The sequence below is a fragment of the Sphingomonas sp. BE138 genome, from assembly GCF_031456125.1.
Classification (GTDB): domain Bacteria; phylum Pseudomonadota; class Alphaproteobacteria; order Sphingomonadales; family Sphingomonadaceae; genus Sphingomonas.
The window spans coordinates 1-24,533 of the sequence record NZ_JAVDUC010000020.1; the positions used below are offsets into that span (position 1 = coordinate 1).

A 24,533-nucleotide genomic window follows, 5' to 3' on the forward strand; every position below is an offset into this window, starting at 1 on the left:
GTCGGAGGCAAAGACCCAGTTCGCCGTCATCTTCGGCGAGCGGTTCGTCATCTGATGACGATAACGGCCTCCCGCACAGAATTCCTGACACTCCCTGGACAACGTCTTCATCGAGCGACTCTGGCGCTCCCTGAAGTACGAATGCGTCTACCTCCATGCCTTCGAGACCGGTTCGGAGCTGAAGGCTGGTCTTGCTCGATGGATTACCTATTACAACACCCAGCGTCCGCACTCGAGCCTTGCCGGCAGAACGCCGGCCGAGGCCTATCGACGGAACGGGCAATCAGATCATGGGGGGCATGCCCCCCATGATCTGATGATCAAGCAGGCGGCATGAACGACAACCGGGTTTAGCTTAACTCAGCCGCCAAACTGTCCAAGAAGGCGGGACCACCTCAGATCGTCCTGAGCTTGTCGAGCTTATCGGCGTAATCGTCGAGCGTGTCATCGAGCGCTTCCGCAAAATCGCTCGCGACTTCGGCCTGGGCCTGTTCGTCGTTCTCGATTGGCTCGCTTCGATCGAGCCGCGCGGTGGAAACATAATCCAGATACTTCTCGCGAGCGCTTTGCAAGGCAGCCGTTTCAAGCGAGAGCATCGTGTCTCGAACGTGATCCTTGTTCCAATGCATGACAACCTCGTTTGATTTCGCTTGCGTAGACCGAAGAGAGCAGCGAGCTGCTCGCCGCACCAAGTCCGCTACTCGTCTGTGACGACATCTTCGCCCTGGTACGGGATGCGGATGAGGCGCGGGTCACGAATGATGCTCGTGACCAGCCATACGTAGGTTTGCTCTGCGGTGTCGAAACCTAGGATGCTGAAGGCGCCGCCGAAGGGGCAGGCAGGGAAATCCGGAAAGCCTTCGCGCAAGACGTATCGCTCGGGATCGCTGTCGAACTCGGCCTTGTAGACCTTGCGTAGACCGTGCTTGCTCGGCACATCTTCATCGCCTGCCGGCATCGTTTCGCGCTGCTCTGAAAGACGTTCGGCCAGATCGCGGTAGCAGATTTCGTCGAAGACATCGAAGGCATCGATCAGCAACCCCTTGTGCTGGGTTGCGGGATCGGTGATCGCGTAAATGTTGGAGGCGTCTTCGGCATCGTCGCCACTTTCCAGACGCAGTGCGGCATCTACCTGAATCGCGCAGGCATCCAGGGTCGATCCGAGCTCGAGATCGACCAGGCGTCCTTCCTTCACGCGATACTCCCGATCGTAGCCCTTCGCGACGAATGACTGCACGGCTTCCAAAACGTCGGAGACCTGAGAATTCATGAGTGCACCTTTGCCTCTTTTATGATCCGGATCGCGTGAGCGTGCGCCGCACCTTGGCAGCGAGCGCAGGTGAAGGAACGTGCTTGAGCGGCGCTCACAGCCATTTCACCTTTTTGAAGCGCAGGAACAGGAAGACGCAGAACAACGTCATCACCCCAAGCACGACGAAATAGCCATAGGCGGTGTCCAGTTCGGGCATGTGCTTGAAGTTCATGCCGTAGATTCCGGCTATCGCCGTCGGTACGGCGAGGATCGCCGCCCAAGCTGCGAGTTGACGGGTGATAACCCCGGTCCGCTGCGCTTCCAGCAGGCTGCTGAACTCGAAAACGGACGACAGGACCTGCAGGAGGCCGTCGACCATGGTCTGCACTCGCGAGACATGATCCGCGACATCGTTGAAGTACGGCCGGACCTCGGTGCTGATGCAGGGGAAGTGCCCGCGGACGAGCTTGCGCACGAGCTCCGCCATCGCGCCCAGGGTCCGCTGGAATCTTGTCAGCTCGCACCTCAGGCCGAAGATGCGAGCGACTTCCTTGCGGCCGAGGAAGTCGTCCAGCGATTTGCGCTCCATGGCCAGAACGTCGTCCTCGATCATCTCGAAGATCGGGAGGTACTGATCGACGATGCGGTGCAGGATCGCGTGCAGGACGTAATCGACGCCTTTGCCGAACAGCGTCGGCGAGGCTTCAAGCTGCTCCCGGAGATTCCCCAAGGCGCCAGGCGTGCCGTGTCGCACGGTGATGAGATGATTGTGGCCCATGAAGATGGCCGTCTTGCCGTAACGGATGCGGTCGCCGTCCAGTTCGGCCGTTTTGGCGACCACGTATAGCTCGTCGTTGTAGACCTCGAGTTTTGGAGGACATTGCGGGTGCATCGCGTTGTCGATGGCCAATGGATGCAGGCCGTAGGTTTCCTGAAGCGAACGGAGTTCGCCCGTCGTCGGTTCACTCAATCCTATCCAGCAAAAGCCCGAACGGCTCTTATCCAGCGCGACACATTCGTCGATCGCGACTTCTCGTACGCGCTTTCCTTCGTTGTAGTAATAGCTGGCGATGACGCTCATGCGGTTCTGGCCGGAACGAGCAGCCCGCGCTTCACCGCCGGCCGCGCGAGACCGCGCTCGAGCCAGGCCTCTATGTTCGAGAAATCGCTAAGTCCGAGAAGGTCGCCGGCGTTATATGTTGTGACGAGCGCGTTCACCCAGCCGAGCGTCGCAATGTCAGCGATCGAGTATTCGCCAACGATCCAGTCGCGGTCATCCAGCCGGCGATCGAGGATCTCGAGCAGTCGCTCGGACTCATCCGCGAAGCGCTGCTGAGGGCGCTTGTCCTCGAAGTCCTTGCCGCCCCATCGCAGGAAGAAGCCCAACTGACCGAACATGGGCCCGATCGCCGACATCTGGAAGAATACCCAACTCAGCGTCTCGTAGCGCGCAGCCGGAGCGATCGGGATGAACTGGCCGGTCTTCTCCGCCAGATAGACCAGAATGGCTCCGGACTCCCAAACGCCGATCGGCGTGCCGCCCGGGCCGTGGGGGTCGATGATCGCCGGTATTCGGCCGTTCGGATTGAGCGATACGAAGGCCGGGTCCTTTGACTCGTTCTTGGAGATATCAACGAAATGCGGCTCGTAGGCGAGCCCGGTCTCCTCGAGCATGATCGAGACCTTCACGCCGTTCGGCGTCGGTGCCGCGTAAAGCTGCACCCGGTCTGGATGTGCCGCTGGCCATCGCCGCGCGATGGGGAACGAGGAGAGTTCTGGCATACGGCTGCGATCCTCGGGGCAGGCTTGGTCCGAATAGGTGCCGGTCAGGCTTCAATTCGAGGACCGCATCGCACGGCGATGCGGTCACGAAGTATGCGGCCTCAGTCGGCGATGGCGCGTGAGGGCTGCGGCCTATTCCGCTCGGGCAGCGACCGCGGCTTGCGCATCGCCGTCATTCTGGCGCTTCGGAAGCACCCAGTCTTTTCGCTCGAAGTGACAGGTGTAGCCACCCGGACGCTTCTCGAGATAGTCCTGATGCTCCGGCTCGGCTTCCCAGAAATCGCCAACGGGCTTGACCTCGGTGACGACCTTGCCGTTCCACAAGCCCGATGCATCCACGTCGGCGATCGTATCTTCGGCGACGCGCTTTTGCTCCTCGTCGACGTAGTAGATGCCTGAACGGTAGGAGAGCCCGCGATCGTTGCCCTGACGGTCCCTCGTGGTCGGATCGTGGATCTGGAAGAAGTATTCCAGGATGTTTCGATAGCTCGTCACCTCTGGGTCGAAGACGATCTCGATCCCCTCGGCATGCGTGCCATGGTTGCGATAGGTGGCGTTGGGGACGTCGCCGCCGGTATAGCCCACGCGGGTCGAGATGATGCCGGGTTTCTTGCGGATCAGATCCTGCATGCCCCAAAAGCATCCGCCGGCGAGAACAGCGCGCTGTTGCATGTTAAGCCTCCTCTATCTGGTCGAGATATTCGCCGTAGCCTTCCGCCTCCATCTCATCGCGCGGGATGAAGCGGAGCGCTGCCGAGTTGATGCAATAGCGCAGGCCGCCCCGGTCGGCGGGGCCATCCGGGAAGACGTGGCCAAGATGGCTGTCGCCATGCACCGACCGAACTTCCGTCCGCACCATTCCATGCGAGCTGTCTCGCACTTCGTTGACGTGCGCCGGAACGATCGGCTTGGTGAAGCTCGGCCAGCCGGAGCGCGAGTCGAACTTATCGGTCGAAGCAAAAAGCGGCTCGCCCGAAACGATGTCAACGTAGATGCCCGGCTCCTTATTGTCGTTATACTCGCCAGTGAAGGCCCGCTCGGTGCCGTGCTCCTGGGTAATGCGACGCTGCTCGGGAGTGAGGCGGTCAATTGCCGCCTGTGTCTTCTCAAACTTCATGATCCGATCTCCAATGCTAAGTCTAGAGGGCCAGGCGCACTATGTTCAGCTTGACTGATCTGTCGTCACATCAACTATCGCAGTGACGACATCACTTATCCAATACGCTGTAAGCATAGTTTCCATAGCTTTGACGCTTTGCTCCGCGTGGCTCACTGCCACACATGTCGGGCCGCGAGCTGCGCGACCTTCCGGATTTCGACCGGAGCCGTCGAACCGGAAACCGTTGCGATCACCACCTCTCTTTCCAGGGTGAACCCTTCGATCGGTCGCGTGACCAGACCGGTTTCTGCGGCCGATCGTTCCGGCACGATGCATATCGCGCGACCTTCGGCGACGATGCGGTGAACCCAGTCTTCCCGTTCTGCACGGAAGCGCGGACGCATCACCACGTCGCGTCGTGCAAAATGCTCCAGTATCTGATCACGAAACTCACACTTCAGACGATCGACCAAGGGATATCTCGACAAGTCCTCTCCACGAACGACGTCCACCGTGGCCAACGGATGCTCGACCGCGCAGGCGAGCACGAACCGCTCTCGAAAGAGGGTGCGGACATCGAGCTTGCGATCCGGGCGAGTTTCACGCGGCAGAATGCAAGCGTGGTACTTGCCGGACAAGACCTCCGACGTGTCTTCGCTCGATTGAAGCGAATGCAGCCTGATCTCGATCGACGGCACCTTGTCCAAGGCAACTTCGAAGAAAGCTGCGAACGCCTTGGGTCCGACGGTAGGCGCCACGGCGATGTCCAGGACGCGGTGCCGCCCCATCGTCCAGTTCTCGGAATGATCGCGCACGCTCCTCAACGCCAGGAGCATCCGCCGGAATTCTGCCTCGACATCCTGGCCCAGCCCCGTGAGACGGCTGTTCTTTCCGTCACGATGGATCAGCGCACCGCCGAGTTCCTCTTCCAGGCGACGGATGGCGCGGGTCAGGCTTGGCTGAGACACGCCGCTCAGCCGAGCTGCCTCGGTGAAATTCAGCGTCTCAGCCAAATTAATGAAATAGCTGACCTGATTGAGTTCCATCACCCTTCGGCCCATGTGTCTGCAACACGCTTTCCCGCAGCGCCGACCTGGACCGGCCGCTTTGGAAAAGTATGCGTGACGCATATAGTTTTTGGGTTAGGGCTTGTCTATATGCGTGACGCATATAAAAAGCATGTCCTGTGGTGATAGGTGCCGATGCCCGATGCTGTGCGGCCCAATGAAACGCGAGGCGGTGGCGATGCCCCTCTCGCGGGCTGGCAGAGATCGTCGATCAGCGCCCTGATATGACGGGAGGTATCGACGTGCCGGGCAGATCGTTCACGTTCGAAAACGAAGAGGGCAGGCTTCTCTCCGGGCTCCTGGAGTCGCCGGAAGGGACGCCCCGTGGATGGGCAATCTTCGCCCATTGCTTCACGTGTGGGAAAGACAGCCGAGCGGCTGTCCATATATCCCGTGCGCTTTCGCGGGCGGGCATCGGCGTCCTGCGATTCGACTTTGCTGGCACCGGGATAGGTGGCGGCCAAGGCGAGGCAGTCAGTTTTGCCTCGGACGTCACGGATCTCAAATCCGCAGCGAACGCGATGACGGCCGCGGGAATGACCCCTTCCCTCCTCATTGGGCATAGCCTCGGTGGAACTGCCGCATTGGTGGCTGCGGCTGATCTGCCGGATATCGTCGCCGTGGCGACCATCGGCGCTCCGGCGGAGCTCCAGCATATCCTGAAGGTCTTCAAGGCCAGCGATCTCGACACGGTCAGGCGCGATGGAGAAGCATCAGTCGAAATAGCCGGCCGGCCCTTTCTCATTCGTCGCAGCTTCATCGACGCCGTCGAGGAGGTGGACGTGGAGAAGACGGTCGCTGCCCTGCGTCGCCCCCTGCTCGTTCTGCACTCCCCCGTTGATCAGGTGGTCGGGATCGAGCATGCGTCGCGCATCTTCGTCGCTGCTCGCCATCCGAAGAGCTTCGTGTCGCTCGATATGGCCGATCATCTCCTCGCCGATGCGGCCGACGCGAACTTCGCTTCAGCGATGGTGGCAAGCTGGGCGAACCGCTACCTGCCGCCCCTCGTAGCCGAGCTTCCGCAGGTTGAGGCCGCGGGCGGGGTCGAGGCCATCGAAACGCTGGCAGGCAAGTTCCAGCTCAAGGTCCGCAGCGGCGAGCATACGATCTACTCGGACGAGCCAGCCTCGGTCGGCGGACTGGGGAGCGGTCTGTCGCCATATGAGCTGGTCTCGGCAGGTCTTGCTGCCTGCACCGTGATGACGATGCGCCTCTATGCGAACCGGAAGGGCTTTCCGCTTGAACGGGCGAGCACGAGGGTGGAGCACAAGAAGGTGGCGGACATGATGCCGCCGGACAGGTTCACGCGCACGATCATCCTCGACGGCCCTCTCGATGACGAACAGCGCGCTAGGATACTCGAGATCGCCGATCGCTGCCCTGTCGATCTGACGCTCATTCGCGGATCCGATGTGCAAACCGAGCTCGTCGATGCGCCCAGCCGCGATCCCACCTCACAGTCGGTCGCATGACCATGGCATCCGGCGAGGAGCACCATGATCGATCAGGAAGCGAGCGGTCTGTGAGCGACGGTGTTGCCCGAGGCGGGGCGAGCCGTACGGAGCGAGCGATACTCGCCGGCGGCTGCTTTTGGGGCATGGAGGATCTGCTGCGCCGAGAACGGGGGGTCATTTCGACACGCGTCGGATACATCGGCGGGGAGACGGCGGACCCGACCTATGATGATCATCATGGTCACGCGGAGGCTGTGGAAGTGGTCTTCGACCCGGCCGTCCTGAGCTTTCGCTCACTGCTGGAACTCTTCTTTCAGATCCACGATCCCACGACGTACGAGCAGCAAGGCAGCGACGTCGGTCCGAGCTATCGCTCCGCAATTTTCTATACCGACAAGCGTCAGATGGACGTCGCCCTGGCCACCATCGACGAGATCGAGGCGTCAGGACGATGGCCAGGGCCGGTCTTGTCCGAGATCAATCCAGAAGAGCCTTTTTGGGAAGCCGAGCCGGAGCATCAGAAATACCTCGTCCGGCACCCAAGGGGGTATAGCTGCCACTTCGCGCGGCCCAATTGGCGCCTGGATCGATAACGGTGAGGATGTGGCAACGCCGCCAGTCACGCGCGCGTTCGATCGCCGGTGGATGCACAAGCGAGCGATCCCGCGCCTCGCCATCATCTGAAGGAGGCTGAGCGTCAATGGGCTCTCCTGTTTCCCCGATCCCTGAGTACGTTATTGCCGGTCTGTGGGGCCTGGTGTCCGGTAGCGGGCTGCTTTTGGGCGCGATCGTTGCGGACGCCTTCTTCGGCAAGCTCAGCCATCGGATGGTTGCGGCCGTCATGGGCTTTGGCGGCGGGGTCTTGTTTGCCGTGATAGCCACTGAACTCGTCGTCCGGCCGGATGCGGCTGGGGCGGATTTGTGGCCAACCGTCGCCTTGCCGGCAGGTGCGGCGGTTTTCAGCAGCATAAACTGGTATCTCGCCAGCCGCGGCGCGAAGAACCGGAAGCGCTGCGGCGAATGCGTCGAGCAGCCGAACGAGGCAGAGCATCACGGCAGCGGATCGGCGATCGCAGTAGGCAGCGTGCTTGACGGCATCCCTGAGGCTCTGGTGATCGGGATGTCAGTCGCCGGCGGCGGCGCGATCAGCCTGGCGGTGATCGCGGGCTTCTTTCTGGCGAACGTGCCCCAGGGGCTGTCGAGTACCTCGGGCATGAAGCAGGCCGGCCGCTCGCGTCGGTACGTCTACACGATTTGGATCGGGATACCGCTGCTCATCGGGGTCGCCGCCGCCATCGGGAATTTCCTGCTCGGTTCGGCGTCGGCGCAGGAGCCGGCGATCCTCCTGTTCGCGGCCGGAGCCGTACTAGCAATGCTGGCCGAAGCCATGATCCCCGAAGCATTCGAGAATGCGCCTCCCTTCATAGGCCTGATCACGGTTCTTGGCTTCCTGGCCGCGTACCTGATCGCGCAACACTAAGCCGGCACGTATCCGGAAGGAGGTGGCCCCTACTCGCGGTCCTGCCCCCGCTCGTGCAGCTCGGCGTCGATAGGGCAATCGGTACAGCCTTTGTAGCAGCACAGGCGGCAGATGCGATACGAGTGCTCGAGGTTCTCCAGGCGGGCGCGCAGCACGCGCTCGGCGATGTCAGCCAGAAACTTCATTTCGCCCTTGTTGAGGATCGACAACCCCTCGGCGATTACCTCATCTCTCGCGGCCAGGACCGCGGCGCTGGCCTCCTGACCGGCCGAGGTCAGATACAGGGAGCGGACCCTCCCGTCGGTCGAAGTCGCCCGGCTCTCGATCAGTCCCTGGTTGGTGAGGCGATCTGCAAGTCGGACCGCCGCCGCGTGCGACAGGCCTACGCCAATCGCGAGCATTCTGACCGAAAGCCCGGGCTTGTGCGCAATCAGCGCGAGCGCCGAAGCGGCAGGTCCTTCTTCGGGCGCCCGCGATGAACTAGCGCGAACGATGTCCTCGCTGATCATGAGTGCGAACGCCCCGAACACGTTGCGGTCTCGAGGTCCATCCATCCGCGCCGTTATATGTGCGTGGCGCATAGACAGCAAGCTTCGCCGCGGTTTGACACACGTGGCTCGAATGCGAGTAAGTGCAATAATATCAGGCTTTTACGTCGATTTGGCAGCCGTCTGGCTCTCCAGAATTTGCGACGGGCTGTCGAGCGGCGTGATACGCGGCGGCTATGACAGCTAAGTGAACGCCTGGTCTCGTGCGGTTTTCCTCCGCTTCGTCGACGATGTGGCGGTGTGATCGATCGATGCAAGCCGTCGGGTTGGCTTCACGACCGCTCCGCGTGCCGGAGCTCGACCGTGCCGCCGCGGGCAATAACGACGGTGTCGATCTCAGAGAGGAAGAGGCCGTGTCCGGCGACGCCCGGAATGCATGAAATCGCGAGCGCGGTCTGCTGACAATCCGCAATAGACCCAAGCGCAACGTCCAGGATGTGGTTGCCCTGATCGGTCAGGAATGGATGGCCGTCCTTCATTCGGAGAGAGACCTGGCCTCCGAGATCAGCAAGGCGCGTTCCGACGAATTCGGTAGCAAATGGAAAGGCCTCGACCGGTAGCGGAAAGCGGCCCAGCCGCGTCACAAACTTGCTGGAATCAACCACGGCTATGACGCGGGCCGACGCGGCAGCGATGACTTTTTCCTGCAGCAGGGCGCCCCCGCCTCCCTTGATCGCCTGCAAACGCTGATCGATCTCGTCGGCGCCGTCGATCGTGAGGTCGATTGAGCTGAGACCTTCCATGGAGGTCAGCGGTATGGCCAGTTCGTGGGCCAAGACTTCGGTCATTCGGGAGGTTGCCACCGCCGTGATGCGGAGCCCGCTGGCAATCCGTTCGGCCAGGCATCTTACCGCATAGTTTGCCGTGCTGCCTGTCCCTAAGCCGACAAGCATGCCGTCCTGGACTTCATCAACCGCTCGTCTGGCCGCGAGAACCTTTTCTGCTTCAAGGTCAGACACCACTCACGTCTCCTGTTCTGTCCTCGGGCCATCACTTCGCGTGATGCCTGCCAGCGCAACGGTAGCGAATGAGCTATCGGGCGTTCGCCTCGGTCGTTCGTCCGCCTTGCGATATTGACCTGCTAGGCGCTGACGATTAGGTCTATGCGTCACGCATATATATACTGCGTCGGCTCAAGTCTCAAATCTCTTCCGAACGGTGGCGAGGCGATGCCCGCTGCCAGCGACCATTTCTCGGCAACTGAAGGAAATGCGCATGACGGTCAGGGTCGCGATCAACGGTTTCGGGCGCATCGGTCGCCTGACATTGCGCTCGATGGTCGAGCTTCGCCGTCAGGATATCGAGGTGGCGGCAATCAACGACCTCGCATCGGTCGGCACCCTGGCGCACCTTCTCAAGTACGATTCCATTCATGGTCCCTTCCCGGGCGAAATCGAGATCGGCGCCGACTGGATCGACGTCGGCTCCGGAAAGATCGAAGTTACCATGGAACGCGACCCTGCGGACTTGCCTCATCAGCGGTGCGGGGTCGACATAGCGCTGGAGTGCTCGGGCTTCTTCACTTCAAAGGACAAGGCGAGCGCACATCTTCGCGCCGGCGCGAAGCGTGTTCTCGTCTCCGCGCCCAGCGAGGGCGCCGACAAGACGATCGTCTTCAAGGTCAATCACGATACGTTGACCCCCGAGGATGTGATTGTCTCGAACGGGTCCTGCACGACGAACGTGCTCGCACCCGTGGCGAAGGTTCTGAACGACCTGTTCGGTATTGAGCGCGGTTACATGACGACGGTCCACGCCTACACCGGGGACCAACCCACGCTGGATGCCGTCCACTCGGATCCATATCGAGGCCGTGCTGCCGCTCTCTCGATGATCCCGACGTCGACGGGTGCGGCGAACGCCATTGGCCGCGTACTGCCGGAGTTGAAGGGCAGGTTGCACGGATCGTCGATAAGGGTTCCGACCCCCAATGTGTCGGTCATCGACCTGGCTGTGTCCGCCATGCGCGACGTCACCGTCGAGGAAGTGAACGAAGCCATCCGGCATGCTGCCGATGGATCGATGCAGGGCGTGCTGGCCGTCACGACCGAGCCGCTGGTCTCGATTGATTTGAGCCATCGGACCGAATCGTCGATCGTCGCACTCCCCCAGACCGACGTTGTCGACCGGCGATTGGTTCGTGTGCTCGCTTGGTATGACAACGAGTGGAGCTTTGCGACCCGCATGGCCGACACTGCGCTCGAGATGGGTCGATTGGACAGCTGACCGGACGACGAGACGCCGACGCTGAACACACACGGTCCGGCCGTCGTCTCTGCGCCCGGCTCGCGATCCTCAAAAAGCTCATCCGACGAGAGGTGTTCCGAACAATCGGCGCAACTATTTCCGGTTCTAACTCGACATGGGCTGATTGAAAGTGTATGCGTGGCGCATATATCCCGTCGAGTCATGCTGATGATGGACGAGCCCTCAGATCGACTGATCAATGTCTTCGGCGCGCTCTCTCAGGCCGTGTCCGATCGGGTGCGGATCGCGATAGCCGAGGCGTTTACCGCGGGCGGGGAAACCGCAGCCGCGCTGATTGCGATCGGTCACGAGCCGGGGATGTCGATTGACCAGATCAGCCGGATTCTTCGCCTCTCGCACGCCGGAACGGTTCGCGTGGTCGAGCGGCTGGATGATCAAGGCTTTGTGGGAAAATCACAGTCGCCGTCCGATCGCCGCGTCGCCCATATCACGCTGACGCGGCGGGGTCAGGCCGAACGAACCAAACTTCTCGGTCTGAGAAATGCAGCGGTCGCCGGCTTGTTGGTTCGAGTTCCCGAAAACGACCGGGCGGTCTTGGAACGGATCGCAGACACCATTCTCACATCGCTGCTCGACGATCCGCAGAGCGCACTGTCGACATGCCGCTTCTGCGATCAGGCACGATGTCTCGGCTGCCCGATGGGCGCGCGGCGCCATTGATTCACTCGTCCCACCATAACCGACATAATATTTAATGAGGAGTTTCAGATGCCGTTTCTGAACCGATATCGCTTTCATGTTGCTGAGAAAGGCCGAAAGGACCTGGCGCTGCTGAGATGGGCGCTCGTCCTGGTCTTTCTGTGGTTCGGTGGCATGAAGTTCACTATGTACGAGGCTGACGGAATCGCTCCGTTCATCGGGCACAGCCCGCTGATGAGCTGGCTCGGCATGTTTGGAACGCAAGGGCAGAGCTACTTCATCGGGATCATCGAACTCTCGACCGCTGCGGCACTTGCTATCGGCGCGTTTCGGCCGATCTTCTCGGCACTGGGTGCGCTGATGTCCGTTGCCACCTATCTGATCACGCTGACATTCTTCGTGACGACGCCGGGCGTCGCCGAAGCCAGCGCGGGAGGCTTCCCTGCCATTTCAGCCGCACCGGGCCAGTTCCTGCTAAAGGACGCCGTCCTCCTCGCAGCGTCGCTCGTTCTGTTCTTCAACTCGGTCGAGCGGCGACCGGCGCAGTTGGCGTGACGGACGCCTGCTCGCGCTTCAGGTCATAGGCCTGAAGCGCGTCAGCGCGTGTACAAGACGCTGGGAGACGGTTCGTCGTGATTGAAGGGCCTGGCCTCCTTCAAAGTCTGAGCGGCGCCTGGCAGCTTGATCGCGACATCAAAGCTGCCGGCGCGCAGCTACGGGGCGAGGCGATCTTCGAGCCCGAACCTGATGGCGCCTTCGGATACCGGGAGTGTGGAACGCTTCGATTGCGAGACGGCCGGGAGTTGTCGTCTCACCGGCGCTACACCTATCGGCCCTCCGAAAGAGGCTTCACGGTCGCCTTTGCCGATGGGCCGGCGATAGGCAGCGACTTCGTGCGCCTGATCTTCGATGCCTTGGACGGCGAACGCCTGGTAGCTGACGACGTCCATCACTGCGGTGACGACATTTACGAGGTTCGTTACGTTCTTGCGCTGCCGAGTGCATTCGAGACCGTCATCGACGTGACAGGACCAGCCAAGGCCTATCGTCTGATCAGCAGCTATGTTCGGTGAGGATCGATGCGCCCGCCGCGGGTCAGTCTGCGGCGTCCGATCAAGCCAAGCAATATGGTAGCGGTCATCGTGAGGACAGCCGCGAATCCGGCTGGCGACAGCGCAGGTATCGCCGACAGGATCAAGCCGTCGTTTCCGCCGGGGATGAGTGCGATCCCAATTCCCATGAGAAGGCCGCCGCCGAAGGTGCGGACGAGGTCACGAGCCGAAGGCGTCTGCAGGCGGATGGTGCCTTGACCCACCGAGGCGGCCAGTGCGCCCAAGACCGACGCAGCAACGGCCGGAAATGCGAAAATTCCGGTGCGCATATCTCCGAGCAGAAGGCTGTGCTGCAACAAGTGCGCGAGGGTCCAGGCTGGCGACAGCGCAAAAAGCGCGCCGCCGGTCGTTCCAAGGACCAGCATCGATAATGCCAGTGGCCATCGTGTCCTAGGTAGCAGAGGCTCGGTGGCCGTTAGCTTGATCGATGCCAGCGTCAGGACGATCAGAAAGCTCAGCAGGCAGACCGTACCCAGCAAGCTCGGCGTCGAAAGCGGGCTCGGCCACGTCGCGAAGGGAGCAAGTCGCGCTTGGTCAATGAGCAGCATGCCGGCCGACAATCCGAAAGGCAGTGCCAAGAGCCGTATTTCCCCGTCCCCTAAACGAGCGAGCGAACCCAACAGGCACGCGTCGTTGACGAGGGCTCCGATGCCGAAGGCAGCGGCTCCCGCCACGAGCGGAATATGGATGCTGGCTGCGGTGATCGATGGTCCGTCGGTCGCCGCGGTCCATGCGAGCGGCACGGCAGTGAGGCCGGCAGCCGCAGATGCTGCGATAAGTCCGATGAGAACTCTTGGGGGGCGTCGTCGGACCAACTCGTCAGCAGCCGCGACCAGGCACGTGCCCCCCTGGTTGGCGGAGAAACCGAAGCCGAAGGATAGCGCACACAGAGCGACATCGAGCCACGACAGCATCATGCTAGGCCCCGCAGTGCAAGCGGCGCATTTTCGACCATGGGACGCCGATCAATGCAATCTCCTTAAGCGCGGAAGAGCCCTTGCGAGCCAGGGTACGGCAATGCCGCGCCTCATATGGGCGAAACTATATGCGTGGCGCATAGACATTGCTCGCTAATGGGTGTATGCGTGACGCATATAAATCGAGATTTGCGACATGGCTATCTTGCCGTGCGGGATGTTCCCTCGTCCCGCTGAACGAAAGCGGCGCGCTCCTCGCGATATGCTGGTCAGCCAGCGTAGTGGAGGCCGGGCGCTAGGCCGATGGGCCGTCGTCGCGCTCGAAAGGCGCGTGACGTTGCGGATGAGTAGCAGCTGGCTCCTACATACAGAAAAGCAGCATACGGCGAACGGCTCGGCGAGCGGCACTCCTGTTGACCGGCGCTAGCGTATGTCCAGGGACGACCTAGCTGATCTGGTTGCCTTCGCCGCGGTGGCTGAAATGGGCAGCTTCACGAAAGCCGCATCGCGGCTTGGCGTATCGCAGTCGGCATTGACCCGGGCAGTGCAGCAACTGGAGGGTCGGCACCGGATTCTGCTGCTTGAACGGACTACCCGTCGTCTGTCGCTAACTCCTGCCGGGGAGGCACTGCTCGACGTCGTTCGCCCTGCGCTGCAGACCATTCAGAACCAGCTCGCGCTTCTCGAAAGTCAGCGGGAGCTGCCTTCTCCTTGAGGCGGCGGTTACGCTGGCTTTGCCCGCGCAACGAGACGCCAGCCGGCAGCCGATTTACTGGCGCTGGATGGTAGGTCGATTATCGGCGTAGGGCTGCGAGCGCGTCGGGTACGATCGTATAGACTGCCTCGCGCTGTGCCCCACGGTTTTCATGATCGACACGGTAGCCTTGATAATGGCGCCGTAGCAGCCCGGCCCGAACAAGGTCAGAGACTGCCCGGCTGACGTTGCAACGACCAGAGCGGCGGACGCGCTCACGCACCTTCTGCTCGATGAGAAGATCGGCTTTGGTGGCATCAAGAGGAAGCGCGTTCGACTTCTCGAGGTCCTCGCGCACCGCTTGGACCGTTGAGCGTCGGCGTGCGTCGCGCTGCGCCATCGGGACTAGACCGTCGCAAAGCCAATCCCGCACCGGCATCGCCGCGCCGTTGACAGCAACGCTCGGACCTGCCTGGCCTTTTTCGTCGGCAATCTCAGCGATCAGCTGAAGAAGCATGTAGGCGAACTTGGGTCGCTGCGAGGCGCCGGCGATCGTCGCCAGCAGCATCGGCGTATCCATGGCGCGCCTTGAAGGCCGCAGCTGGTCGAAAAGGTCTGCCTGATGGAACATAGCAGGAATCTACGCGACGCCGAGTCGCGTGTGAATCCCCTTTGTCGCCTTGCTCAGGCTTTCTTGCGCGCCTTCGCACAGGTGAGCCGGCGAGCGTTGCCGGTGGCGCTGCGGTGGACAGGGGCGAGCGCCCTCCCCGCTGCCTTGGCGCTCCGCTCGATTATCGTCGCCGTGCGAGACGTCATGGTCCCGACCTCGGCCGGCGTAGCTGCACGGCCTTTGAGCGCTATGCCCATCATCATCTGCCAGTTAGCGATCGCCTGCGCTTGGACCGCCTGAAGATCGTCGACCGCGGAAGCCCCGGCCCTTGCGAATGCCGCGACCTTTTCCGGCACCATCCGGCTGAGCTCGGCATAGTCGCCGTTCAGGGGATCGCGCGACGCCGCCAACATCGCCTGTGATCGGGTTTTGATGACGGTGCGCGATGCATCGGCCATCTGCGCCATCTTCATGCCGGCGTCGGCCATCGCCTGCCCGCTACGCCACATGCCGGTCCAGAAGTCGAAAGGGGTCAAAGCCGTGCTCCGCTGGTGCTCCCCTCCTAACGACCAGCACTGCCGGATGGCTTCAACCCGGCTTCACCAAAGTACGAAATGTGATCGACCAACGCGCTTCTTCGAGCGCAGCGATGCTGTGTTCCCACAAATGGCGGGCCTCACCGGTCAGATGGTAGATCGAGCGCGGCAAGAGCGGCGCGATTGCGCGCGTAAACCCGGCAGCACCGCGCTGCCGAAACCGCATCTGAGCCGTCGCGCCAAGCGAGATGCCGATGATGTGCTCGAACACCGGACGATCTCTGTGCCACCCGATGCCGGCACCCGGGTCGTAGCGGATGAGCAGGGCCTGGGCGATGTCAGTGGGCTCGAGGCCGGCGAAGGCGGCTGCGCGTATCTTGAGGGGTTCCAGCCATTCCGGGATCGGTTCGGCCGTCCCGAAGCGGCCGGTTTCGAAGTCGTAGGACCATCCATAAGAGCAGGTCAGCCGCTTGCCGGTCCATTGCTGGAAGCGAAACGGGGATAGCTCGGCGCCATCGATGTGGGCGATCAACGCCTGTTCTTCGGCTTGCGCGAGGAAGTCGGCTGCTAAAGCCAGACCAGGCAGCAGCGGCGGGGTGAACAGGTCGGTCTGCATCGCCCCGCTCATCGGCCGCCCTCAAGACCACCGCGGCCGCGCAATAGATTGCCGAGCGGACGCCCGTCCAAGCTGCAATGCGCCACAACGCGGTCATAGCTCCGTCGGCCGGCGTGGCAGGTGAGAGACCGCCCCATGACGATGCTAGCGAGCAATCGCTTCGCACGCTGGCCACCTGGCTCGTTCAGCTCCGGGGCGTCGAAGTCGGCGAGGCGCACCTCGATCCACCGGTCGGGCCGTCCCGCAGGTCCGATGCAAAGCCCGTCGCCATCGCCGACATAACGAACGACACCGGAGAAGGCGGCGCCGCGAGCGGGCAGAACACCCTCGCACGGATCGGCCAATGCGGGTGTCGCCCAGGAAAATGAGGCAACGACCACGCCGAGGACCAATGCCCGACGCAGATTAGGAAAGTTCGGCTCGAACCGTCTCGGATACATCACCACGGTATGTCGTCGTCCGTAATCGCATCGGTCGCCTCCGGCGCGGAGGGTTGGCCAGGCCAAAGGCGTACGCCCGCGTCGGCACGGCGCCTCAGCTCGGCTATGATAGCCACAGCCATGTCCCGATCGCCGTCGTAGCTCGCTATCGTTCGCTCGAATGACGCGGCGAGGTCGGCGGGGGATGTTTGAGGATATTCGAGCAGGATCTCATCGGCCTCTTGGGTCAGCCAATCTTCTACGTCCGCTAGCGCGTCCATGCTCATCCTCCTTTCTTTTCGGTGGTCACAGGGCGAGTTCCGATTGGCTGGTCCCGCCGCCTAGGAGCCGCTCGACGAGGAATGTCCGCTCTGGCGGCGTCTGCAGCAGGTCGATCTCCGGAACGGTAGCGTCGAGCCATTGCATCCGGTGCCGTCGTTCGATGATCGCGCCATGCCGTTCCTGGTAGCGTGCAACCTCCGCGTTCGCCGCGACCGTGATGATACGGAAGCTGAGCGGCCACTCGCCCATCGCCGGCTCCCAGATGGCGGCAAGATAGAAGAAGTTGCCGCTTTCGAGGGTCGCGCGGTAGCGCTTGTCCCCCACGCGCATGTGAAACTCGCTGGCTGGAACCAGGCAGCGATGGCGCGGGAAAGTGCGGCCCTCCGAGCGAACGAACCGCAACGAGGCACCATCGCTGAACCGGGGGTTCGACCCCCATGCCGCCTCGACCATCTCGATTTCGCTGGCGTCATCCGGATTTCGCCTGATGATGGGACGTCTGCCCCCCGGCGGGGCATCGATATCAAATGGTATGGGCGACTCCATCGCGCCGGAACATACTGGGAACGACGACAGGTCGCAAGAAAGGCTGGGGCGCGTGTGCAATGACTATCGGCTTGAGGTGGACGTCGCCTCGATCATGGAGGACTTCGAAGACCTCAAGATCAAGATCAAGACCCCCGAAGGCACGCCAAACGTGGCAGCTCGTGAGGATATCAAGATCAGCGATTCAGCCCCGATAGTACGCGGTGTCGATGGCGAACGTGGCGTGGGCGAGCTGGTCAGTCGTAGATGGAGCTGGCCAGGGCAAGGCGGCAGGCCCGTCTATAACTTCCGCAGCGAAGGTCGCGAATTTTCCTCCGGCCGCTGCCTAATCCTCGCCGATGGCTTCTATGAGTTCACCGAACCGCAGCCAGGTCAGAAGCGCAAAACGAAGTGGCTATTCACGTTGAAGGGACACGACTGGTTCTGCATCGCCGGCATCTGGCGCACAGCGCCATCCGGCGAAGCCTGGACCATGCTGACCATGGAGCCGGGCGAGGATGTCGCGCCATATCATCATCGTCAGATAATGCCACTGACACGCGACCAGTGGGCCGACTGGCTCGATCCGTCGGTGCCGGCGAAGGATGTGCTGCGAGCGTTGCCGAAAGGCAGCTTGCCGGTCACGCGCGTGTTCCCGGCCGCAGAACCGGCGCTGCTCTGACATGCCGGGGACCAACTCGCTCGACCGCTTCGTCGAGGCTCAAACCCTCAGCTACAAGACCGCGCTCGCCGAGATCCGGCGCGGGGCCAAGCGCTCGCACTGGATGTGGTATGTTTTTCCACAGTTCGCCGGGCTCGGGCGCAGTTCGACCGCGCAGCATTTCGCCGTCCGGTCGCTCGAAGAGGCCCGCGCTTATCTCGACCACGCCGTATTGGGTCCGCGCTATCTCGAATGCGTCGCTGCGCTGCAGGATCTCGCGACAAGCAATGCCGAGGCTGTGTTCGGCGACATCGATGCCACGAAGCTGCGCTCATCGCTCACTCTGTTCGAGGCAGCCCGTCCCAACGCGCTCATCGCCGCGGCGCTCGACCGTTGGTTTGGCGGCGAGCGCGACCCGTTAACGCTGCGGCTGATCGGGGACGAGGCGCCCACAGGCTAAGCCGCTACATGTTAACGCCCGAGAGACGGATAGCTTGGGCGATCGAACCCGCGAGTTGCGTATCGAAGTCATGCGGCTTGGTAATCAATCATCCGGCTTGACGAATCCCAAGAGTAAGCGGAACATAAAAGGAACAAGTGAGTCGATGCTGACCGATGCCCGTACCTTCGTCGTCCCCCGATCGGCCCGGTGCCGATCAAATAGCCGCGCTTCGCGCGCAGCTTGCGCAGGCCCAGAGCCAGCGCGGGCCGGTGCTGGCGTTCGGACTGGAAGCGGTCGATAGCCAGATTGCCGGCGGCGGGCTCGACGGCGCCGGGCTCCACGAGATAGCCGCTGCCACCGCCTCGCTGAACGACGACGCGGCCGCCACGCTGTTCGCAGCCGGTATCGCCGCCCGATTCGCAGCACAGCCAGGATTCACAGTGCTGTGGGCGCTGAGCCGCTATGACCTTTATGCGCCGGGGCTGGAACAGGTCGGGCTCGGCCCTGAGCGTATTTTCCACGCCGAGGCGGGCAAGGATGCCGAGGTGCTGGCATTGGCCGAGGATGCGTTGCGGTTCGGCTCGCTTGCCTGCGTGGTCGCCGAGGTGAAGTCGGCCGACCAGACCGCGACCCGCCGGCTCCAGCTCGCCGCATCGGATGGCGGGACGCCGATCCTGCTCTACCGCCGGCATCGCTCGCTCGATCGCTGTCCGCTCGGTCAGCCCTCGTCGGCGATGACCCGCTGGCGGATCGGCTGCGTGTCGTCAGCCAGGCTGCCCTACCCCGGCGTCGGTCGTCCGCGCTGGTCGGTCGAGCTGGTCCGGCAGCGCAACGGTAATCCCTTCTCCCTCGAACTCGATGCGTGTGATGACCAGGGTCGCCTCGCTCTACCTGCCCCAGCTCGCCATCGAGCGGTTGCGGCGGTCGGAGCGGCCAGCCAAGCTGCCTGAGGCGCTGCCGGCCCCCACACGCTCGAGGTTCGCACCGCCGATCGATGACGATCCTGGCGCCTGCTCGGTGCCGCGCGGCGGCGGCTGGCGGCCGGGCGCCCGCTGGGCGCTCGTTGATCATGGCGCCGCGGCCTGGCCACGCGACGGCGCTCCGCCGCGCGCGTCGGTCGAGGACGCGATCGCCTCGCTGCCCGCGCATCAACAACCGCCCAAGCGCATGCTCGGCCGGCGCAGCGAACCTGCCGATCATCCGTTCAAGGCAATGCCGCCCGACGAAGGTGCCCCGGCGCGCAGGCCTGCCATGCCGGCCCCGATCGCTCAGACATGGGGTCGCCCGACCGTCCTGATCGAGCGGATCGGCCAGAAGGACGTGTTGACCGCCACGTGCCCGGCCGCACTCGAGCTGGGCCTGCGCCCCGGCATGGCTGCGGCCTATGCGCGCGCGCTCGTCGCCGATCTCGACGTGCGCGACGCCGAGCCCGATGAGGATCGCGCTTGGCTCGACCGGCTGGCGCTTCATGCGGTCGGCCATTGGACGCCTTCCGCCAGCGTCGCCGGACCGGATGGCTTGTGGCTCGATCTCACCGGCACCACCCATCTGTTCGGTGGCGAGCCGCACTTCTGCCGCCGGTTACTGCGCTTCCTCCAGCGCATCGGCTTCACCGCCAGCATCGCGATCGCCGGCACCCCGGGCGCAGCGCATGCGCTGGCGCGCTACGGCGACAAGCCGGCCACCATCCTGCCACCTGGCACCGAAGCCGAGACCCTCGCCGACCTGCCGCTTGCCGCGCTGCGACTGACGCCGGAGGCGTTGCATGCGGCCGCCAGGTTCGGGCTGGAGCGGATTTCCGACCTCTATCCGATGCCGCGCGGTCCGCTCGCGCGCCGGCTCGGCATGGCGACGGTCACTCGCCTCGACCAGGCCCGCGGCATGGTCGCCGAGCCGATCGTCCCGGTGGTACCCTTCGAAGAGCCGCGCGTGATGCGCCGGCTGCTGGAACCGATCGGTACAGCTGAGGCGATCACCCAGGTGATTGGCGATCTCGTCGACGACATGGTGGCGGTGCTGCAGGCACGGGGGCTCGGTCTTCGCGCCGCGGTGCTGACCTGCTTGCGCGTCGACGGCGACGAGCAGCGTATCGGTCTTGGTACCGCGCGGGCAACGCGCGACGCGAAGCATCTCACGCGGATGCTGGCGATGCGGGTCGAACGGATCGATCCGGGGCTGGGTATCGAGGCGGTGGCGCTTGCCGCCCCGAGGATCGAAGATCTCGCACCGGTGTCGCTCGGTGCGGCGCTGGTTGGCGACGATCGTCCCGCCGACATCGCGCCGCTGGTCGACCAGCTTGCCGGACGCGTCGGTGAGGCCGCATTGTTCCGGGTTGGCGCAGAGGAGAGCGACGTACCCGAACGCGCAACCCGGCGGACAGACGTGCTCGCGACACCGGTTGGCTGGCCGACGTGGAAGCGGCCCGTGCGGTTGCTACGTCGACCAGAGCTGCTCGGCGACGTCGTCGCGCTGTTGCCGGATCAGCCGCCGCGGCGGTTTGCGTGGCGCGGCAGCGGCTATCGCGTCGTCGCCGGCGATGGCCCGGAACGCATCCATGGCGAGTGGTGGCGCAACGAGCGCGAGATGTGGGCGGTGCGGGACTATTTCCGGGTGGAAGCTGAGGGCGGTGAGCGCTTCTGGCTGTTCCGCCGCGGCGACGGCGTCGAGACAACGACCGGCGACCTCAGCTGGTACATGCATGGGCTGTTCGGGTGATGGAGAGGCCCGCGGCGACTTATGTCGAGCTTCAGGTGACGAGCCACTTCTCGTTCCTGCGCGGCAGCAGCTCGCCCGAGGAACTGTTCTCCGCAGCCGCGCTGCTCGGTCATCATACGCTGGGGTTGGTCGATCGGGGTAGCGTCGCGGGCGTCGTCCGCGGCTGGGATGGGCAGAAAGCTACCGGTGTGCGCATGATGCCCGGCGCCCGGGTCGACCTGACCGACGGCCGCGCGGCGCTGCTTTATCCGACCGACCGCACCGCCTGGTCGCGGCTGACGCGCCTCCTGTCGATCGGCAAGGCGCGCGGCGGCAAGGGCCGTTGCGTCCTCGACTGGAACGACGTCGCAGCGCATGCCGACGGGCTGGTGGCGATCCTCGTGCCGGATATGCCAGACGACGCCACCGCCGCTCGCCTTGATGAGCTGCGCGCGGTGTTCGGATCGCGCGGCTATCTCGCACTGTCGCTTCGCCGCCGGCCCGATGATGCCCAGCGACTTTACGAGCTGGATGCGATGGCGCGTGCTGCGGGCGTGCGGAGCGTCGCTACCGGGGATGTGCTCTATCACACCGGCGAGGCGCGGCCGTTGCAGGACGTGATGACCGCGATCCGCGAACGGACGACGATCGATGCGCTCGGGTTCCGGCGCGAGCGCTACATGGACCGTGACCTGAAGTCCCCCGCCGAGATGGAGCGGCGGTTCGCCCGATTCCCGGACGCTGTTCGGGCCAGCGCCGACATCGCGGCGCAATGCCGGTTCGACCTTGGCGAGATCCAGTATCAGTACCCGTATGAGCAGATCATAGCCGGGCGAACGGCGCAGGAGGCGCTAGCGGCACTAACCGAAGAGGCGGCCGCTCGCATGTTTCCCGGCGGCGTGCCGCAGGCCTATCGGTCCCAAATCAATCACGAGCTGAGATTGATCGCCCAGCTAGGTTACGCGCCCTACTTCCTCACGGTAAACTCGATCGTCGGCGAGAGCCGCCGCCGCGGTATTTTGTGCCAGGGTCGCGGAAGCGCGGCGAACAGCTGTGTCTGCTTCCTGCTCGGCATCACGTCGATCGATCCAATCAAGCACGAATTGCTGTTCGAACGCTTCGTCAGCGGCGAGCGCAAGGAGCCGCCCGATATCGACGTCGATTTCGAACATGAGCGACGCGAAGAGATCATTCAGTGGATTTACGAGACCTACGGACGTCATCGCTCCGCCCTTACGGCCGTGGTAACCCGCTACCGTACCCGCGGCGCGGTCGCCGACGTCGGCAAGGCGCTTGGCCTGCCGCGCGACCTGACGAAGATGCTGACCGGGCTCGTATGGGGCTGGTCGGTCGATGGCATTACCGATGAGCAGATTGCCAGTCTCAACCTCAACGCCGGTGATCACCGGCTCAAGCTGACGCTTCAGCTTGCCCGTCAGCTGATCGGTCACCCGCGCCACCTGTCGCAGCACCCCGGCGGTTTCGTGCTGACCCAGGACCGGCTCGACGATCTCGTGCCGATCGAGCCTGCCCGGATGGAGGATCGTCAGATCATTGAGTGGGACAAGGACGATATCGACGCCCTGAAATTCATGAAAGTCGACGTGCTGGGCCTGGGCATGCTCGGCTGCCTCAACCGCGCGTTCAACCTGTTGGAGCAGGAGAAGGAAATCAGCGTTGGAATGGCCGACCTTCAGGACGATGACCCTGACGTCTACTCGATGATCCAGAAGGCCGACACGCTCGGCGTCTTCCAGATCGAGTCCCGCGCCCAAATGAACATGCTGCCACGCATGAAGCCCAAGGAGTTCTACGATCTCACCATCGAAGTCGCGATCGTGCGGCCGGGGCCGATACAGGGTGACATGGTCCACCCCTATCTTCGGCGCCGCGAGGGCAAGGAGAAGCCCGAATATCCCAAGCCCGAGCTGCGCGCCGTCCTCGAGAAGACCCTCGGTGTGCCGCTCTTTCAAGAGCAGGCGATGAAAGTCGCCATCGTCGGCGCCGGTTTTACTCCGCAAGAGGCCGACCAGCTCCGCCGCGCGATGGCCACCTTCAAACTCACGGGCGGCGTCAGCCACTTCTATGACAAGTTGGTCAGCGGGATGGTGGCTCGCGGCTATCCGAAGGACTTTGCGGAAAGGACGTTCAAGCAGATCGAGGGTTTCGGTTCGTACGGCTTTCCCGAAAGCCATGCCGCCAGCTTCGCCAAGATCGCCTATGCGTCGTGTTGGATGAAGCACCATCATCCCGACGTGTTTTGCGCGGCGCTGCTCAACGCGCAGCCGATGGGATTCTACGCTCCCGCCCAGATCGTCGACGACGCCCGCAGGCATGACGTCGAGGTGCGGCCCGTGTCGATCAACCACAGTCACTGGGACTGTACGCTTGAGCCAACCGGCAGGCGCTATATGGCGGTGCGGCTCGGGTTCGGGCAAGTCCGTGGGCTCGCCAACGTTCACGGTGCCACGATTGCTGCGGCACGCGGGCCAGCGCCTTACGAAAGTGTCGAAGAAGTCTGGCGGCGCGCCGGCGTGCCTCGTGCCGCTATCGAGCGTCTGGCCGAAGCCGACGCATTCCAGTGCCTCGCTAAAAACCGCCGCCAGGGACTATGGAAGGTGAAGGGGCTCGGCGAAACGCCGCTGCCGCTGTTCGCTGCCGCTGACGCGCGTGAGGACAGGTTCTCGCCCGAGGGGCTGGAGCCGTCGGTGGCGCTCCGCGCGATGACCGATGGCCGCGAGGTGGTCGAGGATTACCGATCGCTTCAGCTATCGCTGCGCGGCCACCCGATAAGCTTCCTTCGCGGTCAGCTTGATACGATGCGCGTCCTGCGCTGCGCCGATCTCGCGTCGGTGCGCGACGGCCGCAACGTAGAGGTCGCCGGCGTGATCCTCGTCCGGCAGCGCCCAGGCTCCGCCAAAGGAGTCCTGTTCATCACTATCGAAGACGAGACCGGAATCGCCAACGGCATCCTGTGGCCCGACCGGTTCGAGATTTACCGCCGCCAGGTCATGTCCGCCTCGATGATCGCGATGCGCGGCAGGGTGCAGAAGGAGGGCGAGGTCATCCACATCATCTGCGACCGAATCACCGACCATGACGACATGCTGCGATCGATCGGGAAGATGGATTTCACCGTTGCGCCGGGACGCGGCGATGGCGCCAAGAATGGAGCCGGTCCCGATCCACGCGATCCGAGCTGGCCACCGCGAGGGCGAACGCTCGCCTATCCGCCGTTCAATGCCGTTCCGGACGAGGAAGAGCTGATGCGCATCCGTAGCCATGACTTTCATTGACCCTGCCGGAACCACGTCAACTCTTAGCTCTTCGAGGCTGTCATCAATGACACTTTACCTCTCGCTTCCGGGTAAAGTGTCACGGATGACAAACCGCTTAGCGAGATTGGGGTATTGGCTCGGCCGCACAATCTCGGTTG

28 protein-coding genes and 1 pseudogene are annotated in these 24,533 nt (G+C 63.2%); 14 read left to right on the forward strand and 15 right to left on the reverse strand.

Annotated elements, in window-relative coordinates:
* Positions 1–94: 94 nt before the first annotated feature.
* Positions 95–337: pseudogene (locus tag J2Y58_RS17495) on the forward strand (integrase core domain-containing protein); the annotation flags it as partial.
* Between the two features lie 58 nt (positions 338–395).
* Here the strand turns inward: J2Y58_RS17495 and J2Y58_RS17500 are convergent.
* From J2Y58_RS17500 to J2Y58_RS17530, 7 genes are all read right to left on the reverse strand, one after another.
* Complete coding sequence (locus J2Y58_RS17500) at positions 396–629, reverse strand: hypothetical protein (RefSeq protein ID WP_310105981.1); 234 nt, start codon at positions 627–629, stop codon at positions 396–398.
* 68 nt (positions 630–697) lie between these two features.
* Positions 698–1,270, reverse strand: coding sequence for a hypothetical protein (locus tag J2Y58_RS17505; RefSeq protein WP_310105983.1), 573 nt, complete (start codon positions 1,268–1,270; stop codon positions 698–700).
* Between the two features lie 94 nt (positions 1,271–1,364).
* On the reverse strand, positions 1,365–2,333 hold the full coding sequence (locus tag J2Y58_RS17510; RefSeq protein WP_126001412.1) for a magnesium and cobalt transport protein CorA: 969 nt from the start codon (positions 2,331–2,333) through the stop codon (positions 1,365–1,367).
* On the reverse strand, positions 2,330–3,034 hold the full coding sequence (locus J2Y58_RS17515) for a glutathione S-transferase N-terminal domain-containing protein (RefSeq protein ID WP_310105987.1): 705 nt from the start codon (positions 3,032–3,034) through the stop codon (positions 2,330–2,332). The genes J2Y58_RS17510 and J2Y58_RS17515 overlap by 4 nt, the downstream gene beginning before the upstream one ends.
* A 132-nt stretch (positions 3,035–3,166) precedes the next feature.
* Positions 3,167–3,706, reverse strand: coding sequence for a peptide-methionine (S)-S-oxide reductase MsrA (gene msrA / locus J2Y58_RS17520; protein WP_310105990.1), 540 nt, complete (start codon positions 3,704–3,706; stop codon positions 3,167–3,169).
* Between the two features lies 1 nt (position 3,707).
* Positions 3,708–4,151, reverse strand: a complete 444-nt coding sequence (gene msrB / locus J2Y58_RS17525) for a peptide-methionine (R)-S-oxide reductase MsrB (protein ID WP_310105993.1) — start codon at positions 4,149–4,151, stop codon at positions 3,708–3,710.
* Between the two features lie 152 nt (positions 4,152–4,303).
* On the reverse strand, positions 4,304–5,179 hold the full coding sequence (locus tag J2Y58_RS17530) for a LysR family transcriptional regulator (protein ID WP_126001408.1): 876 nt from the start codon (positions 5,177–5,179) through the stop codon (positions 4,304–4,306).
* A 245-nt stretch (positions 5,180–5,424) separates the two neighbouring features.
* Between J2Y58_RS17530 and J2Y58_RS17535 the strand changes: the two genes are divergently transcribed.
* The 3 genes from J2Y58_RS17535 to J2Y58_RS17545 all read left to right on the forward strand — a co-directional run bounded on the left by J2Y58_RS17535 (position 5,425) and on the right by J2Y58_RS17545 (position 8,134).
* Complete coding sequence (locus J2Y58_RS17535; RefSeq protein ID WP_405053124.1) at positions 5,425–6,672, forward strand: alpha/beta fold hydrolase; 1,248 nt, start codon at positions 5,425–5,427, stop codon at positions 6,670–6,672.
* Positions 6,669–7,247: a peptide-methionine (S)-S-oxide reductase MsrA gene (gene msrA, locus J2Y58_RS17540; RefSeq protein WP_310105998.1), complete on the forward strand. Its 579-nt coding sequence runs from the start codon at positions 6,669–6,671 to the stop codon at positions 7,245–7,247. The genes J2Y58_RS17535 and msrA (J2Y58_RS17540) overlap by 4 nt, the downstream gene beginning before the upstream one ends.
* A 107-nt stretch (positions 7,248–7,354) precedes the next feature.
* Positions 7,355–8,134 carry a ZIP family zinc transporter gene (locus J2Y58_RS17545; protein ID WP_310106001.1) on the forward strand — a complete coding sequence of 260 codons (780 nt, stop codon included), beginning with the start codon at positions 7,355–7,357 and terminating at the stop codon, positions 8,132–8,134.
* 29 nt (positions 8,135–8,163) lie between these two features.
* Here J2Y58_RS17545 and J2Y58_RS17550 read toward each other — a convergent pair whose 3' ends face one another.
* The gene (locus tag J2Y58_RS17550; protein WP_310106004.1) at positions 8,164–8,643 is read right to left on the reverse strand and encodes a MarR family transcriptional regulator; all 480 of its coding nucleotides are present in this window, start codon (positions 8,641–8,643) and stop codon (positions 8,164–8,166) included.
* 311 nt (positions 8,644–8,954) lie between these two features.
* Positions 8,955–9,641, reverse strand: coding sequence for a ribose-5-phosphate isomerase RpiA (gene rpiA / locus J2Y58_RS17555; protein ID WP_310106007.1), 687 nt, complete (start codon positions 9,639–9,641; stop codon positions 8,955–8,957).
* Between the two features lie 256 nt (positions 9,642–9,897).
* On the opposite strand from rpiA, the gene gap reads away from it, so the two are divergent.
* The 4 genes from gap (at position 9,898) to J2Y58_RS17575 (ending at position 12,662) form a co-directional block, all read left to right on the forward strand.
* On the forward strand, positions 9,898–10,908 hold the full coding sequence (gap, locus tag J2Y58_RS17560) for a type I glyceraldehyde-3-phosphate dehydrogenase (RefSeq protein WP_310106009.1): 1,011 nt from the start codon (positions 9,898–9,900) through the stop codon (positions 10,906–10,908).
* Between the two features lie 189 nt (positions 10,909–11,097).
* Complete coding sequence (locus tag J2Y58_RS17565) at positions 11,098–11,610, forward strand: MarR family transcriptional regulator (protein WP_310106012.1); 513 nt, start codon at positions 11,098–11,100, stop codon at positions 11,608–11,610.
* Between the two features lie 48 nt (positions 11,611–11,658).
* Positions 11,659–12,144, forward strand: a complete 486-nt coding sequence (locus J2Y58_RS17570; protein ID WP_310106015.1) for a DUF417 family protein — start codon at positions 11,659–11,661, stop codon at positions 12,142–12,144.
* 77 nt (positions 12,145–12,221) lie between these two features.
* Positions 12,222–12,662 (forward strand): DUF6314 family protein, encoded by a 441-nt coding sequence (locus J2Y58_RS17575; RefSeq protein WP_241213384.1) that lies wholly within the window; start codon positions 12,222–12,224, stop codon positions 12,660–12,662.
* On the opposite strand, the gene J2Y58_RS17580 is transcribed toward J2Y58_RS17575, so the two are convergent.
* Positions 12,650–13,618, reverse strand: a complete 969-nt coding sequence (locus J2Y58_RS17580) for a YeeE/YedE thiosulfate transporter family protein (RefSeq protein ID WP_310106022.1) — start codon at positions 13,616–13,618, stop codon at positions 12,650–12,652. The two genes, J2Y58_RS17575 and J2Y58_RS17580, sit on opposite strands and share 13 nt — an antisense overlap.
* Positions 13,619–14,048: 430 nt before the next feature.
* Here J2Y58_RS17580 and J2Y58_RS17585 point away from each other — a divergent pair, with 430 nt between their 5' ends.
* The gene (locus tag J2Y58_RS17585; protein ID WP_310106025.1) at positions 14,049–14,333 is read left to right on the forward strand and encodes a LysR family transcriptional regulator; all 285 of its coding nucleotides are present in this window, start codon (positions 14,049–14,051) and stop codon (positions 14,331–14,333) included.
* Positions 14,334–14,412: 79 nt separating this feature from the next.
* Here J2Y58_RS17585 and J2Y58_RS17590 read toward each other — a convergent pair whose 3' ends face one another.
* The 5 genes from J2Y58_RS17590 to J2Y58_RS17610 all read right to left on the reverse strand — a co-directional run bounded on the left by J2Y58_RS17590 (position 14,413) and on the right by J2Y58_RS17610 (position 17,228).
* Positions 14,413–14,880, reverse strand: a complete 468-nt coding sequence (locus J2Y58_RS17590; protein ID WP_310106028.1) for a hypothetical protein — start codon at positions 14,878–14,880, stop codon at positions 14,413–14,415.
* Positions 14,881–14,996: 116 nt separating this feature from the next.
* Entirely contained in the window at positions 14,997–15,458 is a 462-nt protein-coding gene (locus J2Y58_RS17595) for a hypothetical protein (RefSeq protein ID WP_310106031.1), read from the reverse strand.
* Between the two features lie 52 nt (positions 15,459–15,510).
* Positions 15,511–16,074, reverse strand: a complete 564-nt coding sequence (locus J2Y58_RS17600; RefSeq protein ID WP_126001398.1) for an alpha-ketoglutarate-dependent dioxygenase AlkB — start codon at positions 16,072–16,074, stop codon at positions 15,511–15,513.
* A gap of 439 nt (positions 16,075–16,513) precedes the next feature.
* Positions 16,514–16,774, reverse strand: coding sequence for a hypothetical protein (locus tag J2Y58_RS17605; protein WP_310106035.1), 261 nt, complete (start codon positions 16,772–16,774; stop codon positions 16,514–16,516).
* 25 nt (positions 16,775–16,799) lie between these two features.
* A complete protein-coding gene (locus tag J2Y58_RS17610) occupies positions 16,800–17,228 on the reverse strand; it encodes an SOS response-associated peptidase family protein (protein WP_310106037.1) in 429 nt (142 codons plus the stop codon).
* Positions 17,229–17,262: 34 nt separating this feature from the next.
* On the opposite strand from J2Y58_RS17610, the gene J2Y58_RS17615 reads away from it, so the two are divergent.
* The 5 genes from J2Y58_RS17615 (at position 17,263) to J2Y58_RS17635 (ending at position 24,393) form a co-directional block, all read left to right on the forward strand.
* A complete protein-coding gene (locus tag J2Y58_RS17615; RefSeq protein ID WP_405053125.1) occupies positions 17,263–17,982 on the forward strand; it encodes an SOS response-associated peptidase in 720 nt (239 codons plus the stop codon).
* Between the two features lies 1 nt (position 17,983).
* A complete protein-coding gene (locus tag J2Y58_RS17620; protein ID WP_126001395.1) occupies positions 17,984–18,421 on the forward strand; it encodes a DUF1810 domain-containing protein in 438 nt (145 codons plus the stop codon).
* A 155-nt stretch (positions 18,422–18,576) separates the two neighbouring features.
* The gene (locus tag J2Y58_RS17625; RefSeq protein WP_206431137.1) at positions 18,577–19,353 is read left to right on the forward strand and encodes an ImuA family protein; all 777 of its coding nucleotides are present in this window, start codon (positions 18,577–18,579) and stop codon (positions 19,351–19,353) included.
* Positions 19,271–21,118: a DUF6504 family protein gene (locus J2Y58_RS17630; protein WP_126001394.1), complete on the forward strand. Its 1,848-nt coding sequence runs from the start codon at positions 19,271–19,273 to the stop codon at positions 21,116–21,118. The genes J2Y58_RS17625 and J2Y58_RS17630 overlap by 83 nt, the downstream gene beginning before the upstream one ends.
* A complete protein-coding gene (locus tag J2Y58_RS17635; RefSeq protein WP_310106046.1) occupies positions 21,118–24,393 on the forward strand; it encodes an error-prone DNA polymerase in 3,276 nt (1,091 codons plus the stop codon). Before J2Y58_RS17630 ends, J2Y58_RS17635 begins: the two co-directional genes overlap by 1 nt.
* Positions 24,394–24,533: the final 140 nt, after the last annotated feature.